This is a genomic window from Gillisia mitskevichiae (assembly GCF_003634585.1).
Lineage (GTDB): Bacteria > Bacteroidota > Bacteroidia > Flavobacteriales > Flavobacteriaceae > Gillisia > Gillisia mitskevichiae.
Window position 1 is genome coordinate 257,260 of the sequence record NZ_RBLG01000003.1, and the last position, 15,695, is coordinate 272,954.

At 36.7% G+C, this 15,695-nt stretch carries 14 protein-coding genes; 4 read left to right on the plus strand and 10 right to left on the minus strand.

Annotation, left to right across the window (positions count from 1 at the left end):
• Positions 1 to 43: 43 nt before the first annotated feature.
• Positions 44 to 1,594, minus strand: coding sequence for a hypothetical protein (locus BC962_RS11975; protein WP_121346263.1), 1,551 nt, complete (start codon positions 1,592 to 1,594; stop codon positions 44 to 46).
• Positions 1,595 to 1,741: 147 nt separating this feature from the next.
• On the opposite strand from BC962_RS11975, the gene BC962_RS11980 reads away from it, so the two are divergent.
• The 4 genes from BC962_RS11980 to leuB all read left to right on the plus strand — a co-directional run bounded on the left by BC962_RS11980 (position 1,742) and on the right by leuB (position 6,078).
• On the plus strand, positions 1,742 to 2,914 hold the full coding sequence (locus BC962_RS11980; RefSeq protein ID WP_121346264.1) for a 2-isopropylmalate synthase: 1,173 nt from the start codon (positions 1,742 to 1,744) through the stop codon (positions 2,912 to 2,914).
• Positions 2,914 to 4,296 carry a 3-isopropylmalate dehydratase large subunit gene (leuC, locus tag BC962_RS11985; protein ID WP_121346265.1) on the plus strand — a complete coding sequence of 461 codons (1,383 nt, stop codon included), beginning with the start codon at positions 2,914 to 2,916 and terminating at the stop codon, positions 4,294 to 4,296. The genes BC962_RS11980 and leuC overlap by 1 nt, the downstream gene beginning before the upstream one ends.
• Positions 4,297 to 4,899 carry a 3-isopropylmalate dehydratase small subunit gene (leuD, locus tag BC962_RS11990; protein ID WP_121346266.1) on the plus strand — a complete coding sequence of 201 codons (603 nt, stop codon included), beginning with the start codon at positions 4,297 to 4,299 and terminating at the stop codon, positions 4,897 to 4,899. It begins immediately after the preceding gene.
• A gap of 63 nt (positions 4,900 to 4,962) precedes the next feature.
• Positions 4,963 to 6,078 (plus strand): 3-isopropylmalate dehydrogenase, encoded by a 1,116-nt coding sequence (gene leuB, locus BC962_RS11995; protein ID WP_121346267.1) that lies wholly within the window; start codon positions 4,963 to 4,965, stop codon positions 6,076 to 6,078.
• A 228-nt stretch (positions 6,079 to 6,306) separates the two neighbouring features.
• Here the strand turns inward: leuB and argH are convergent, their stop codons facing one another.
• From argH to BC962_RS12040, 9 genes are all read right to left on the minus strand, one after another.
• Complete coding sequence (gene argH / locus BC962_RS12000; protein ID WP_121346268.1) at positions 6,307 to 7,581, minus strand: argininosuccinate lyase; 1,275 nt, start codon at positions 7,579 to 7,581, stop codon at positions 6,307 to 6,309.
• Positions 7,582 to 7,634: 53 nt separating this feature from the next.
• Complete coding sequence (locus BC962_RS12005; RefSeq protein WP_121346269.1) at positions 7,635 to 8,705, minus strand: M20 family metallo-hydrolase; 1,071 nt, start codon at positions 8,703 to 8,705, stop codon at positions 7,635 to 7,637.
• On the minus strand, positions 8,705 to 9,484 hold the full coding sequence (gene argB / locus BC962_RS12010) for an acetylglutamate kinase (protein WP_121346270.1): 780 nt from the start codon (positions 9,482 to 9,484) through the stop codon (positions 8,705 to 8,707). Before argB ends, BC962_RS12005 begins: the two co-directional genes overlap by 1 nt.
• An 11-nt stretch (positions 9,485 to 9,495) precedes the next feature.
• Positions 9,496 to 10,437 (minus strand): N-acetylornithine carbamoyltransferase, encoded by a 942-nt coding sequence (locus BC962_RS12015; RefSeq protein WP_121346271.1) that lies wholly within the window; start codon positions 10,435 to 10,437, stop codon positions 9,496 to 9,498.
• Between the two features lie 209 nt (positions 10,438 to 10,646).
• Positions 10,647 to 11,780, minus strand: coding sequence for an aspartate aminotransferase family protein (locus BC962_RS12020; RefSeq protein ID WP_121346272.1), 1,134 nt, complete (start codon positions 11,778 to 11,780; stop codon positions 10,647 to 10,649).
• Between the two features lie 2 nt (positions 11,781 to 11,782).
• Entirely contained in the window at positions 11,783 to 12,577 is a 795-nt protein-coding gene (gene proC, locus BC962_RS12025; RefSeq protein WP_121346273.1) for a pyrroline-5-carboxylate reductase, read from the minus strand.
• 43 nt (positions 12,578 to 12,620) lie between these two features.
• Positions 12,621 to 13,586 (minus strand): N-acetyl-gamma-glutamyl-phosphate reductase, encoded by a 966-nt coding sequence (gene argC / locus BC962_RS12030; RefSeq protein WP_121346274.1) that lies wholly within the window; start codon positions 13,584 to 13,586, stop codon positions 12,621 to 12,623.
• On the minus strand, positions 13,583 to 14,770 hold the full coding sequence (locus BC962_RS12035; protein ID WP_121346275.1) for an argininosuccinate synthase: 1,188 nt from the start codon (positions 14,768 to 14,770) through the stop codon (positions 13,583 to 13,585). The genes argC and BC962_RS12035 overlap by 4 nt, the downstream gene beginning before the upstream one ends.
• Positions 14,771 to 14,955: 185 nt before the next feature.
• Positions 14,956 to 15,588, minus strand: a complete 633-nt coding sequence (locus BC962_RS12040) for a GNAT family N-acetyltransferase (RefSeq protein WP_121346276.1) — start codon at positions 15,586 to 15,588, stop codon at positions 14,956 to 14,958.
• Positions 15,589 to 15,695: the final 107 nt, after the last annotated feature.

Consider the following 15,695-nt stretch of genomic DNA (forward strand, 5'->3'; position numbering starts at 1 on the left):
TTTCCTTATTCATATAACATACTTACCCAACTGTATGATTTCATTAAATTTTACGGGGCCTCAAGGAGGTTTTTTCTTTTATAATATCTGCTACAGCCCTGTTTTCAATCTTACTTTCCAGCCAGGACAGGATGTCTAAGTATAAAAAGGCCCTTCTTTCGTATGGATGATTTTCATATTGTTTTAATGTAGTATGTAGATTTCTGAATTCCACTTTAATATTCAAAGGTGAAACGTCGGGCAATTTTCTTAAAAATTTAATCATCTCTTTCTGCACTTCATGCATATCATTCATTCGAATTAAAAACTTGTACGTAGAGCGAATTAATCTTTCTAAATGATAATCCAATCCAGCTTCATAATGGGCTACAAGGTTTAATATTCGTGAAAAACACATTAAATCTTCCCGCATTTCGAGAGAGGTATTATTTATTATTTTCTTCAGAAATTCAATGCATTTTTTATTTTCTCCATTCCCAAAATGCAAACTTGCTATTTTGTAATAAAACACCATGATATGATGGCCATCCAACCTATCCTCATATTTCTTTATTTTTTTCTGAATTTTCTCTACCAATAATTCTCCTCCTCCAAAATCGCCCTTCATAAATTTTAAATTCAATTTATTAGAGTAGATATATAAAAAGGAAAGAGCAGCAATATTATCATCATCCGGAATCTTAGGGTCTTTTATTGTAGCCTCCAAGTCTAAAAGAACCTTTTCGAAAATCTCCACATGATTCAAGAAAAACAAGGATTCCAATAAATAGTGATTCCCTTTTAAATAAGATACCGGATGTAAGGAAACCATATGCGGGTTTTCATTGAATAAGTCTATCCATTTTAGGGAGTAACGATAACTGGATAAAAAATTCTGAGTTAAAAAACTATACCATAAATAGGCTTTATAAAGCAAGAGTTTTTCTCGAAACCCCATTTCATCAAAGTTATATTGAGGCATGTTTTTTTGAAAATTCTCACTGATAGCAGTGGTTTCTTCTTCAGTACGGGCATAACCCATTTTCAATAAAATACCATATAATTGTAGGGATAGATTGGACAGTCTACTTGCCAAAACATTTAACCTACTAAGTTGTTCGGTTTGTTTTATTAAACTCTCCGCCCGGTTTTGAATACTCCGGGTGATATATTGAGATTCAATTATTTTTTCCCATTCTAGGATTTCATAGGCGACATTTTTTTCTTCATTATAAAGAGCTATCGTCTTTACCTTATCAAGCAATTTTAAACTTTGATTATATAAGCCTTTTCTATATAAAATCAGGGCAAAATCCAGTTGCTCTCTAATCTGTACTGGGATACTTTGATGAGCAGGATTCAATCGAAGACTTACAAGAATTTGCTTATAAAGATGTGCTTTAACATTGGATAATTGCTGCTTACTAATATTGGTTTGCTCAAGAATTAGCTTCTCGTTATACTGAGATTGCTTGGCCATAACCTTAAATAAATTCAAAAATTTACTGTCCGTATTCACTCCAATTCTGCCAACATATAAAGAGAATTGTCTTTTTTCAGAAGAGGACAGGGACTTTATTAAGGTAAAAAGATTGTCGGTTAAGTCGTTGGTCATTGTAACGATTATGTTTTCAATGTGTTGATTTACAGTAACATTAACTCCTTAATTTTAAATCAATGGTCGTAATTACTCAGTGGTTTAAACTTTAGTGTGAAGATGAATCTGCTACTTTAGTTAAAGATAAAGTAAAATAAATCTGTTATGAGCACAGAAAAGGTAGAAATTTTTGACACGACATTGCGAGATGGGGAACAAGTACCTGGTTGTAAACTAAATACAGCCCAAAAATTAAAAATCGCCGCACGCCTCGATGAACTTGGTGTGGATGTGATTGAAGCAGGTTTTCCTGTTTCCAGTCCGGGAGATTTTAAATCGGTTTCCGAAATATCTAAACTAATTAAAAACGCTGCCGTTTGTGGACTCACCCGTGCTGTAAAAAATGATATCGAAGTTGCTGCTGAGGCATTAAAATATGCCAAATACCCTAGAATTCATACCGGGATTGGCACTTCAGATTCTCATATAAAATACAAGTTCAACTCTACTCGAGAGGAAATCATTGAACGAGCTATTATGGCTGTTTCATATTCTAAAACTTTTGTAGAGGATGTCGAATTCTATGCTGAGGATGCCGGGAGAACAGATAATGAATTTCTTGCAAAGGTTTGTACTGCCGCAATTAAAGCCGGAGCTACAGTTTTAAATATTCCAGACACTACAGGATATTGTCTTCCTGAAGAGTATGGGCAAAAAATTAAATATTTAAAAGAAAATGTAGCAGGGATTCATAAGGTAAGACTTTCGTGTCACTGCCATAACGACTTGGGAATGGCTACTGCAAATGCTATCGCGGGCGTTGTTAACGGAGCGAGACAAATTGAATGTACCATTAATGGAATTGGAGAACGTGCAGGAAATACAGCTTTAGAGGAAGTGGTGATGATCTTAAAACAACATCCTAGCTTAAATCTTACTACCAATATTAATTCAAAATTATTATATGGTACCAGTAAAATGGTTTCTCAGGAAATGGGAATGTATGTACAACCAAACAAGGCAATTGTGGGAGCAAATGCATTTGCGCATAGTTCAGGAATCCATCAGGACGGGATGATAAAGAATAAAGAAACCTACGAAATTATAGATCCATCAGATGTGGGTGTAACAAAATCGGCTATAATACTAACAGCAAGAAGCGGAAGGGCTGCATTGGCGTATAGAGCAAAGAAAATGGGTTATGAATTAACCAAACTTGAATTGGACACCGTGTATGTTGAGTTTTTAAACTTTGCCGATCATAGAAAAGAAGTAATCGATAATGACATTCATATTATAATGGACTTATCCAGAAAAAGAAATAGAGCTATTGCCTAATGAAAAAAACACTTTTTGATAAAATCTGGGATGCACACGTGGTAGAATCTATACCCGCTGGTCCGGATATTTTATACATAGATAAACATCTTATCCATGAGGTAACCAGCCCTCAGGCATTTAACGAATTAAAAGAAAGAGGTATCTCTATTTTAAGGCCTAAGCAAATCGTTGCCACAGCCGATCATAATACTCCAACAATAAATCAGCATTTACCAATTAAAGATCTTCTGTCAAGAAATCAACTTAAACAACTTACTAAAAACTGTGAGGATAATAATATTACACTTTACGGCTTAGGTCATCCTTATAACGGGATAGTACATGTAATGACACCAGAATTGGGAATTACCCAACCCGGAATGACACTTGTTTGTGGAGATAGCCATACCTCTACTCATGGAGCATTTGGAACCATCGCCTTTGGTATTGGTACCAGCCAAGTCGCACAAGTTTTTGCCAGTCAATGTCTATTAGTGGATAAGCCCAAGAAACTAAGAGTAAACGTTAATGGGAAATTACAGCAAGGCGTGCTTCCAAAAGATGTTATATTATACATTATCAGCAAATTAGGAACCAACTCGGGAACAGGGTATTTCTGTGAGTATGCAGGAAATGTATTTGAAGATATGTCTATGGAAGGTAGGATGACAGTTTGTAATATGAGTATTGAAATGGGCGCCCGAGGTGGACTTATTGCTCCAGACGAAGTTACCTTCGACTATTTGGAAGGAAAGGAATTTGCTCCTAAAGGAGAAGATTTTGAAATGATGAAAGTCTATTGGAAAACTTTAAAAACCGAGGAAGGTGCTGAATTTGACCAAGAATATTCTTTTGATGCCTCAGATATAGAACCAATGATCACTTATGGAACAAATCCCGGAATGGGAATTAAACTAAGTGATTCCATACCTATGAATACTGGAAAAAGTGATGAAAAAGCATTGGAATATATGGGTTTTAAAGAAGGAGAATTTTTAATTGACAAACCTATTAATTATATCTTTATTGGCAGTTGCACCAATTCCAGAATTGAAGATTTTCGTACTGCAGCAAATTATATTAAAGGAAAGCAAAAAGCAGCCAATGTAAACGCTCTTATAGTTCCCGGTTCCAGGCAAGTAGCTGAACAGATAAAGGCGGAAGGATTACAACTCATTTTTGAAGAAGCCGGTTTTTCCCTACGCCAACCGGGTTGCTCTGCATGCCTTGCAATGAACGACGATAAGATCCCTGCCGGGGAATATTGTGTTTCCACAAGTAATCGAAATTTTGAAGGCCGACAAGGCCAAGGTTCCAGAACGCTATTAGCCAGCCCTCTTACGGCTGCTGCTACTGCGATTGCAGGAAAGATTACCAATTTCACTCAAAACTTAAACTAGATGGAAAAATTTATAAGTCTTACAGACACTGCGGTTCCATTAGAGATAGAAAATATAGATACTGACCAGATCATTCCTGCTAGATTTTTAAAAGCTACAGATAAAGAGGGATTTGGAGAAAATTTATTTCAAGACTGGAGATTTGATAAAGCCGGAACTCCTGATCCTAAATTTAATTTAAACAACAAAAAATATAAGGGTTCCATTTTGGTTACAGGAAATAATTTTGGTTGTGGTTCTAGTAGGGAGCACGCCGCTTGGGCTTTAAAAGCCTATGGATTTAAGGTAATTGTTTCCAGTTATTTCGCAGATATTTTTAAAGGAAATTCATTGAATAATGGCTTGCTCCCATTACAGGTAAGTCCGGATTTTCTTAAAAAAATATTTACAGCTATTAACACAGATCCTTCAGAAAAACTTCATGTAGATCTGGAAGATCAGCTTATAAAAATAACAAGCTCTGGAGAAGCCGAGAAATTTGAAATAGATCCATATAAGAAAAATTGCCTGATAAATGGCTTTGATGATATTGACTTTTTAGTGAGCCGAAAAGATGCCATTCAAAAGTTTGAGGAAAATAATTTCCAGTTCCAAAAGAATTAGCGAGTCACAAGAATAAAGTTAAAAAAGAGCAGAAAAAGTATACCCCTAAAAAATTCGATTAAGATGAAACTAAAAATAGCAGTATTACCCGGAGATGGAATAGGCCCTGAAATAACAGTGCAAGCGGTAAAAATATTAAAATCTATTGCAGATAGATTTGATCATGATTTTCACTTTGAAGAAGCCGCTGTTGGAGCAACAGCCATAGATCAATTTAACAATCCGCTACCGGAAGCTACTTTAGATCTATGCAAGGAATCTGATGCTATATTATTTGGAGCAATTGGGCATCCCAAATATGATAACGATCCAAGCGCCAAAATTAGACCGGAACAAGGTTTACTTAGGTTGAGAAAGGAACTTGGACTATTTGCAAATATCCGTCCTGTAACCACCTATTCAAAATTAATTGAGATGTCCCCTTTACGTCCCGAGCGGATTGAGGGAGTAGATATGGTGATCTACCGGGAGTTAACAGGTGGTATCTATTTTGGTGAGAAAAGCTTAAATGATGAAGGTACCAGTGCCACAGATGTTTGTACCTACTCTGTTATGGAAATAGAAAGAATTGCTCATCTGGCATTTAAAGCTGCTCAAAAGCGACGTAAAAAACTTACATTAGTAGATAAAGCCAATGTGTTAGAAACTTCCAGACTTTGGAGAAAAACGGTAACGGCTATTGCTAAACAATATCCGGATATTCAACTTGAATTTCTGTTTGTAGACAATGCCGCCATGCAAATGATTCTCAATCCAAAACAATTTGACGTAATTCTTACCGAGAATTTATTCGGTGATATTTTATCTGATGAAGCCAGTGTGATTTCAGGAAGTATTGGATTATTAGCTTCTGCCTCTGTTGGTAATAAAAATACCTTATTCGAACCTATTCACGGATCTTATCCCGAAGCTGCCGGTAAAGGGATTGCGAATCCATTAGCCGCCATTCTCTCGGCAGCTATGTTACTGGATCATTTCCACTTAACCGAAGAAGCCAAAGCTATAAGAGATGCAGTAGAAATTAGTATAAAGCTTAATATTTGTACCCAGGATATCAATAATGAATACCACTACTCTACTGAAAAAGTAGGAGATTTTTTAGATGGCCTTATAAGCGAAGTAGACAATTATCATATCAATAACGAAAATCTAAATTTAGGCCAGATGACCATTATATAATAATTTGTTTTAGTTTGAATGAAGAAAACCTCATGAGACTTGGTTAGTCACATGAGGTTTTTATTTTTTTATTGATTAATCATAAACGGAAAAAGGACGTCATTCTGAACTTGTATCAGAATCGCATAACAAATTGAGACCCTGAAATAATCCAGAAAGCTTTCGGGACAGGGTGACGAGATAACTATTATGACAAAAAACGGTTAACATAACTTTTTACTAGAAATACTACAAATCCTTCTTTTTTGCAATAAGATCAAGCGCCAGATTATCCTTACTTCCAATATGTGTATGTTTTTTAATGTGTGCAGGAATATAAGTCCCATTTTCAACCTGCCCTCCAATATCTTTATATGCTTCTCTAAACGACTTTCCCTGTATCACCAGATCATTAATACTATCTACCGTAAAGAGGTATTTATACTTCTCATCCTGCATATTTATATCTTTTACCTTGATAAGCGCAATTGAGTGAATAAATACATCTAAAATTTCCTTGATATTTTCAACCGCATAAATGCTATTCTCTTTTATTAACTGAAAATCTCTATGATAACCACTGGGAAGATTATTGGTGATCAAGATCATTTCATTAGCAATAGCTTGAAGCTTGTTACATTTTCCTCTAATCAATTCGAAAACATCCGGATTCTTTTTATGAGGCATAATGCTGGATCCTGTAGTGAGTTCATCCGGAAAGCTGATAAAATCGAAATTCTGACTCATATACAAACAGATGTCCATAGAAAATCTTGAAAGCGTATTTGCAAGGGAAGCTATATTGGAAGTTACCGTTCTCTCACATTTTCCTCTGCTCATTTGAGCTGCGACCACATTATATTTTAATGTTTTAAACCCTAATTCCTTGGTGGTGAATTCTCGGTCTATAGGAAATGATGAACCATATCCTGCAGCAGAACCCAAAGGGTTTTGATCTACAATTTTTAATCCTGCTTGCAACAAGTACAAATCATCTATCATTATTTCGGCATAGGCAGAAAACCATAATCCAAAAGATGAAGGCATTGCCACTTGTAAATGTGTATAACCAGGAAGTAATTTATTCTGATGCTTATTAGCAAGGTCTAAAAGAACATCAATAAGATTTTCGGTTTTCGAATAAATCTCTGATAAATTCGCTTTAAAATAAAGCTGCATTGCCACTAATACTTGATCATTCCGGGATCGGGCAGTGTGAATTTTCTTTCCTGTATCTCCCAGAGTTTTTGTGAGCTCAAATTCAATCTTAGAATGGACATCTTCAAAATCCTCCTCGATCACAAAACTGCCATCGTCTACCTGAGTTTGAAGTTTGTTGAGTTCTACTAAAATTAATTCCACCTCATCAGAGGTTAAAATTTCAATTTTTCCAAGCATTTTAGCATGTGCTTTGGAGGCTGTAATATCATATTCGGTTAGAAAAAGATCCAATTCCCGATCGTTTCCAACGGTGAATTTTTCAATCTTCTTATCTATAGAAATGCCTTTATCCCAGAGTTTCATAATTTTCAACTTTTATTTTGTCTAACTGAACTTATTTCAGGATGACTTTATACTTATTTCTTTAATGCCCGCTGTAGCAAACTTATATACTTTTCTATTCCTTCCTCAATCTCTTTCACGTAAATGAATTCATCTGCAGAATGTGATCTGGTAGAATCACCAGGTCCAAGTTTCAAGGAAGGGCAAGATAACATTGCCTGATCAGACAAGGTTGGCGAGCCGTAAGTTGACATTCCCAATCCGGCTCCGGCAACGACCAATGGATGTTCTAAAGAGATCGAAGAAGAATTCAACCTCAGAGAACGAGGTGTGATTTCATCTACTGGTGCATTTTTTTCTAAAATTTCGGCAACCTCTGCATTGCTGTATCGGTCGTTCACCCGTACATCTATCACAAGATCTACAGATGCCGGCACTACATTATGCTGGCTCCCTGCATTTATTTGTGATACCGTAAGTTTTACTTCCCCCAAAGATTCTGAAACTTTTTCAAATTTAAAATTCTTAAACCAATCCAGTACAGAGATACATTTATAAATAGCACTATCATTATTAGGGTGCGCTGCATGAGAGGCTGTTCCTTTCACTTTGGCATCAAAAACCACCAATCCTTTTTCTGCAACAGCCATCTGCATTAGCGTTGGCTCTCCAACAATTGCAACATCGATTTTTGGGATTAATGGCAATAAACTGGCTATCCCATTTTTGCCATTTATTTCCTCTTCGGCAGTTCCTGCAAAAAGCAAATTAAAATTTAGATCTTTCGCTTCAAAAAAATAAGAGAAGGTCGCCAGTAAAGACACCAAACATCCTCCGGCATCGTTGCTGCCTAATCCGTATAATTTTCCGTCTTCAATAGTTGCTGCGAAAGGATCACGAGTATAGGCAGAATTAGGTTTAACGGTATCGTGATGAGAATTTAATAACAATGTTGGTTTATCTTTATCAAAATGTTTGTTCACAGCCCACACATTATTGCCACTACGCTGAAATGGAATTTCAAATTCCTGAAGCCAGTTTTCCAACAATGCTGCTGTACCCTCTTCCTCCTTAGAAAATGATCGTGTCTCAATAAGATCCTGCAATAACTTTATAGCTTTTTTTTGAAGCTTTGAAATTTTCATTATTTTATAATTTTTGTATGTTGAGCCCCTTTTTGAAGCAAGTTTGGCCCTCCTAAATAAACTTCAGAAACTGCATGCTCCAAGGCATGAAAACAATTGTGCAATTTTGGAAGCATCCCTTCACTAATTATTTTCTTATTCAATAAATTCTGATAAGTCCGGGTATCTAATAAGTCGATCACCGATGCATCATCCAAAGGATCTTTCAAAACCCCATTTTTTTCAAAACAAAAAAACAATTCAGTTTGATAGTTTTCAGAAAAAGCAATAGCGATCTCCGCAGCTACCGAGTCGGCATTCGTATTAAAAAGCTCCCCTTCATTACTACATGAAATAGCTGAAAATACCGGGATAATATCATTTTCCAGAAGTGAAGAAATAAACTTGGTATTAATTACTTCTACATCCCCAACAAATCCAAAATCGATCTCTTTAATAACACGTTTCTTGGAGATAATACTTTTTCCATCTGCGCCACAAAGCCCTACCGCATTACTTTTTATGCCCTGCAATTTGGCTACAATTTTCTTGTTAATTAGTCCTGCGTACACCATGGTGATCACATCCATTGCATCGGCATCTGTTATTCTTCTCCCATCAACCATATTAGTCTTGAAACCTAATCTATCGGACAATTCGGTTGCCATCTTACCCCCACCGTGAACTAATATTTTAGGACCTTCCAATTGAGAAAAGTCGTGAAGAAAAGCACTTAGACTCTCCTCATTTTCAATGAGCTTCCCTCCTATTTTAACGATTTTTAAAATCTGTTTTTTCATTCTGATAATTCTTAGCCCTTCAATAATTTTCTCAATACTGCCTGGGCAGCAAAAGTTCGGTTATTTGCCTGATGGATCACAACAGAATTTTCACTGTCCAGCACGTCATCTGCTATTACTACATTTCTTCTTACCGGTAAACAGTGCATCACTTTTGCATTGTTTGTACCTCGTAATTTCTCTTGATTAAAAGTCCAGTCTTCATCCGTTTTAAGCACTTCCCCATAATTTTCATAACTACTCCAGTTCTTCACATACACAAAATCTGCATTCTTTAATGCTTCATCCTGATCATGAAAAACCTTAGTATTATTAGTGATCTCAGAATTCAAATCATTGCCTTCAGGATTCGCAATGCATAGCTCAACATCCATTTTTTGCATCATCTGCACAAAAGAATTAGGTACAGCATGTGGCAATGCTTTAGGGTGCGGAGCCCATGTTAGAACTACCTTAGGACGTTTCACAGTCTTAAGCTCTATGATAGTGAGGGCATCTGTAAGCGCCTGTAACGGATGACCCGTAGCACTTTCCAGATTTAAAATAGGCACTGAGGCATACTTCTTAAAACCATTCATCACCAATTCTGCATTATCTCTTTCTTTATCCTTTAATTCCGGGAATGCACGTACCGCAATGATATCGCAATATTGAGAAAGCACTGCGGCAGCTTCTTTAATATGTTCAGCCTTATTAGAATCCATTACCTGCCCATCTTCAAATTCCAAAGCCCAGCCGTCACTATTAATATTCATAACCATGACTTCCATTCCCAACAATTTAGCAGCCTTTTCTGTACTAAGTCGGGTTCTCAAACTCGGGTTAAAAAATAGCATGCCCAAGGTCTTTCCTTTTCCCAGTTCGGGATTGGAATTATTATTTTTAAGTTTTAATGCGTCCTCCAGCAAAGCTGGTAGATCCTCTATATCTGATAAATCGATGTAATTCTTCATTCTTATATGTTTCTTATGTCAGCTTTCCTAAATACTAAGGAGCTAAGATTCAATTGTTCTAAAAGTGATATCGAGCATTTCGACTTCGCTCAATACAGGCTGAAGTCGTGATACTGTTTTAATTACCTTTCGACTCCGCTCAGGGAGACAAAAATTGAAACATTTAAACTCCTAAGCTACCGGAACAAAAACAGACAATCAGTTTCAATTTAATAATTTTTCAATTCAATTTTTAGAGCTTCAAAGAAGCTTTCAAAATGTTTTTGCTCTATATTTAATGGTGGTAAAATTCTAAGCAATTTTTTGTTGGACGCAGCACCGGTAAATATGTGTTGGTTAAAAAGAAGCGATTTTCTAAGAGCAGCGATCTCAAAATCGAACTCCAAGCCCAACATTAACCCTCTTCCTTTCAGCTTTTTTACCTGAGGGATCTTTGCCACTTCTTGCTGAACAAATTCAAACATCTTTTTTGCGTTGTCCATGAGCTGCTCTTTTTCAATCACCTCCAATACTGCAATTCCGGCAGCACAAGCCAAATGATTCCCTCCAAAAGTGGTTCCTAACATTCCATGTTTCGCAGGAATAGAACTATCTATCAAGATCCCACCAATTGGAAAGCCATTTCCCATGCCTTTGGCTATAGAAATAATACCTGGCCGAATCTTATGTTTTTGATAGGCGAAGAAATCACCTGTTCTACCGTATCCCGCTTGAACCTCATCTGCAATTAATACCGCATTATATTGTTCACATAAAGCTGCTGTTTTCTGATAAAACTTGGTACTGGCTTCATCCAATCCTCCGACTCCCTGAATAAATTCAATGATCACTGCAGCAGTTTCTCCCTTTTTCAATTCCTCTTCCAGCACAGAAACATCTTCGAAAGCAAGTTTACATACGCTCTGTGCTTTATTTAAAGGTGCTTTGATCCCTTCATTATCTGTTACTGCAACCGCAGCAGAGGTTCTTCCGTGGAAAGCATTTTCAAAATAGATCACATTGCTTTTTCCTGTGTGGAAGGATGCAAGTTTTAAAGCATTTTCGTTCGCTTCTGCCCCCGAATTGCACAAAAACAGACTATAATCTGTAATATTCGCCGCTTTTTTCAACTTTTTGGCCAATTCTTCCTGTAAAGGATTTTTTATTGAATTCGAGTAAAACCCCAATTGCTTTAATTGTGCTGCCAGCTTTTCTACATAATGAGGATGAGAATGACCTATAGAGATCACGGCATGTCCTCCATATAGATCTAAATACTTTGTCCCCTTTTCATCATATACAAAACAGCCTTCTCCTTTTACCGGAGTAATATCATATAAAGGGTAAACATCAAATAACTCCATATTTATGTTTTTGAAATTGAATTAATTTTTTTAAATGATGCCTGAATTCCTTTGATGAGCGAAGAACTTAAGCCTCCGTGCTCCATTTCATTCAAACCTTCAATAGTGCAACCCCGGGGCGTAGTAACCTTATCTATTTCTTCTTCAGGATGATTCCCTGATTCTATCAAGAGACTTGCAGCACCTAAACAGGTTTGCATAGAAAGCTCTTGTGCCTCTTTAGCATCGAAACCTAGTTGTACAGCACCTTGGGTGGTTGCTCGTATCAAACGCATCCAAAATGCAATTCCACTGGCACAAATCACAGTTGCAGCCTGCATATTGGATTCCGGAATAATTACACTTGTTCCAAGTCTGTTAAAAATAGCTTCTGCAATTGCAATTCGTTTTTCCCCTTTTACATTGCTGCAAAGGCAGGTCATCGATTTCCCAACTGCGATCGCAGTGTTAGGCATTGCCCGAATTATGAATTGATCTTCCCCTACTATTTCTTCGATCCTTGGAATTTTAAAACCCGTAGCCGTAGATATCAAAATGTGCTTTTCTGTCAACGAATCTTTTACTTCATGCAGAATGGCTTCTAGTTGTAAAGGCTGTACTGCAAAAATGATCACATCTGAATTTTGAACTGCTTCCTTATTATCTGAGGTCAATTTCACTCCTGAATATTCCTCGAGATCCCTAATGCTTTCAAGCTTTCTTCTTGAAAGGTACAGCGTGGTAATCGCATTTTTTACGATCAGCCCTTTTGCTATAGATTTCCCAAGATTACCCGTTCCAATAATTGCTACTTTCATATTATTTGTTTTTATCGCAATACACTTTGCGTACGCTTAAATTCTAGAAATAACTGGCTTTTAACCGGAGTCCCTGGTCTTCAGGAAATCCGAACATTAAATTCATGTTTTGCACTGCCTGGCCGGAAGCTCCTTTTAATAAATTATCTATAGCACTCGTTATCAATAATTTACTCTTATACTTCTGAAGATTTATCAAGCACTTATTGGTGTTCACCACTTGTTTCAGATGAACCTCTTCCTCTATCACAAATGTGAATGCAGCATCTTTATAATAGGTGTCATATAAAGCTTTTGCATCTTCCAGGTTTCCATCAAAATTGGTGTAAGTAGTTGCAAATATCCCTCTGGAAAAATTCCCCCTGTTCGGAATAAAATTTACCTCAGAATCAAAGTTTGGCTGAAGCATTTGGATGCTCTGACCTATCTCATTTAAATGCTGATGTTCAAATTCCTTATATGCCGAAAAGTTATTGTCCCGCCAAGTAAAATGTGAGGTGGCAGAAAGTGAGGTCCCTGCACCGGTTGCTCCGGTTACTGCATTTATGTGCAACTCATCTTTAAGCAACTTTTCCCCTGCCAATGGAAGAACTGCTAAACTAATGGCGGTAGCAAAACACCCTGGGTTGGCTATGAATTGTGCCTTTTTGATCTCTTCTTTCTTAAATTCCGGCAAGCCATAAACAAAGGAATGATCCTGGGAATGCATTCTATAATCTGTACTAAGATCTATGATCTTTGTATGTTTTGAAAATGGGTTGTTTTTTAAAAATTCAATCGAATTTCCATGTCCTAAACACAAGAACACAACATCTACATCAGGATTGATGCTACCGCTAAATTTAAGCGCTGTTTCTCCTAATAGGTCTTGATGTATAGCTGAAACCTTTGAACCCGCTTGAGAAGTGCTGTAAACAAAATCTAAGCTAACATCCGGATGTCTTAATAGGATCCTGAGTAATTCCCCGGCCGTGTATCCGGCACCTCCAATTATTCCTGCTTTTATCATGCTTGATTTTTTACGTGTTGATGGATCTTTCCTGAATTAGACAGGATCTTTATAAAGCCTTTTGCATCGTTTGCAGTCCAAGCTGTATTCTCCTCCCCATATTTCCCAAATCCATTATTCATAAGATCAAACTTAGATTCTATGCCATTAAGGGTAAATCTATAGGGATGTAAACTTATAGATACGGTCCCGGTAACTTGTTCCTGAGAACTTTGTAAAAAAGCTTCAAAATCTCGCATTACAGGATCCAGATATTGGCCTTCGTGCAAATGTGTTCCATACCAATTGGCTATATAATCTTTATGTTGTAATTGCCATTTACTTAAGTTGTGTTTCTCTAATAAATGGTGTGCTTTTAAAATGATCGTAGCCGATGCTGCCTCAAAACCCACTCTTCCTTTTATTCCAATAATGGTATCGCCCACGTGAATATCTCTTCCAATAGCATATTTAGATGCCAGCTCTTCTAAGGTCTCTATGATGTTTTCCGGAGAATCTTCTTTGCCATTCATCGCACTTAATTCTCCTTTCTTAAAGCTAAGACTAATTTGTTTATGCTCCGTTTCCGTAAGTTGAGATGGAAAAGCAGCTTCTGGTAATGATTTGTTTGAAGTAAGCGTTTCGGCACCTCCAACACTTGTTCCCCAAAGCCCTTTATTTACTGAGTATTTTGCTTTTTCCCAGTTCATATCTACCCCATGGGATTTAAGATATTCTATTTCCTCTTGCCTGGTTAATTGCTTATCTCTAATAGGAGTAATAATTTCTATCTCTGGAGCTAATATTTGAAAGATCATATCAAATCTTACCTGGTCATTACCCGCACCAGTACTTCCGTGTGCAATGGCATTGGCTCCAATTTTCTTCGCGTAATTCACGATCTCAATGGCTTGTATAATACGTTCAGCACTTACAGATAAAGGGTAGGTATTGTTTTTAAGAACATTCCCGAAAATTAGATACTTTACTACTTTATTATAAAATGTTGAAATCGCATTGATATTCTTATAGGATTTTGCTCCCATCTTTACTGCTTTCTCACCTATCTCTTTAATTTCCTCTTCAGAAAATCCGCCGGTATTCACACTTACCGCGTGTATCTCTGTATTTTCTTCCTGAGATAAATACTTCGCACAATAGGAAGTATCTAAACCTCCGCTATATGCTATTACTATTTTTTTCATATTTTAATTTTTAATCTTCTTAGTCAATCCATTCCGATTGCGTTCAAATTTATTCTAGCTTTTAATACTAAGATTCTTCGACAATTCCGATAGCTATCGGAACAGGATGACCTATATTTTTTGATTTGTCAAACTGAGCCTGTCGAAGTTTGGTATATACTTAGGATGATCCTGAACTATAATTTTTATTCCTTTTTAGCTTTATCCTTTTTATAGAAAAGCGTTTGCTTAATATTCTTTAACCTCCTATAGGTTTTTTCATTGAAGGTTTCATGTCTTGGCTTTTCATTTTTCTTCTTATTAGGATCGTACATCATGCCGGTACAAAGGCACATTTTACGCTCTGTACGAGTAAGAATATCGTAATTTTTACATGTCTGGCAGCCTTTCCAAAAACTTTCATCATCGGTAAGCTCAGAAAAGGGAACAGGTTGATATCCCAATTCGTAATTGATCTTCATTACCGCAAGACCTGTAGTTATTCCAAAGATCTTAGCTCCCGGGAATTTATTTTTTGAATGCTCGAAAATGGCTTTCTTAATATCTTTTGCCAATCCCCGATTTCTATAATCAGGATTCACAATAAGACCGGAATTGGCGACAAACTTATCGTGTCCCCATACCTCGATGTAACAGAATCCTGCAAATTTGTCTCCATCTAATGCAATAATAGCGTTGCCATTCTCCATTTTGGTGATAACATATTCCGGAGTTCTTCGGGCTATGCCCGTGCCTCTTACTTTAGCTGATTCTGCTATAGTTTCACAAATGATCTCCGCATATTTTGCATGAGATTTATTAGCAATGAGTATTTTCATCTGCTAAAAGTTTAAAGTTTGAATAAATAAAGTTTTGATATTTTTGAAGGAAGAACCGGACTCACCTAAGTTCCATAAAATTATATACGCACAAGGCGGCGGGGAAA

Excerpts from the sequence above, each read along its gene's own strand:
- BC962_RS11975 (WP_121346263.1), bottom strand. The coding sequence starts at position 1,594 with ATGACCAACGACTTAACCGACAATCTTTTTACCTTAATAAAGTCCCTG.
- BC962_RS11980 (WP_121346264.1), top strand. The coding sequence starts at position 1,742 with ATGAGCACAGAAAAGGTAGAAATTTTTGACACGACATTGCGAGATGGG.
- leuC (WP_121346265.1), top strand. The coding sequence starts at position 2,914 with ATGAAAAAAACACTTTTTGATAAAATCTGGGATGCACACGTGGTAGAA.
- leuD (WP_121346266.1), top strand. The coding sequence starts at position 4,297 with ATGGAAAAATTTATAAGTCTTACAGACACTGCGGTTCCATTAGAGATA.
- leuB (WP_121346267.1), top strand. The coding sequence starts at position 4,963 with ATGAAACTAAAAATAGCAGTATTACCCGGAGATGGAATAGGCCCTGAA.
- argH (WP_121346268.1), bottom strand. The coding sequence starts at position 7,581 with ATGAAACTCTGGGATAAAGGCATTTCTATAGATAAGAAGATTGAAAAA.
- BC962_RS12005 (WP_121346269.1), bottom strand. The coding sequence starts at position 8,705 with ATGAAAATTTCAAAGCTTCAAAAAAAAGCTATAAAGTTATTGCAGGAT.
- argB (WP_121346270.1), bottom strand. The coding sequence starts at position 9,484 with ATGAAAAAACAGATTTTAAAAATCGTTAAAATAGGAGGGAAGCTCATT.
- BC962_RS12015 (WP_121346271.1), bottom strand. The coding sequence starts at position 10,437 with ATGAAGAATTACATCGATTTATCAGATATAGAGGATCTACCAGCTTTG.
- BC962_RS12020 (WP_121346272.1), bottom strand. The coding sequence starts at position 11,780 with ATGGAGTTATTTGATGTTTACCCTTTATATGATATTACTCCGGTAAAA.
- proC (WP_121346273.1), bottom strand. The coding sequence starts at position 12,577 with ATGAAAGTAGCAATTATTGGAACGGGTAATCTTGGGAAATCTATAGCA.
- argC (WP_121346274.1), bottom strand. The coding sequence starts at position 13,586 with ATGATAAAAGCAGGAATAATTGGAGGTGCCGGATACACGGCCGGGGAA.
- BC962_RS12035 (WP_121346275.1), bottom strand. The coding sequence starts at position 14,770 with ATGAAAAAAATAGTAATAGCATATAGCGGAGGTTTAGATACTTCCTAT.
- BC962_RS12040 (WP_121346276.1), bottom strand. The coding sequence starts at position 15,588 with ATGAAAATACTCATTGCTAATAAATCTCATGCAAAATATGCGGAGATC.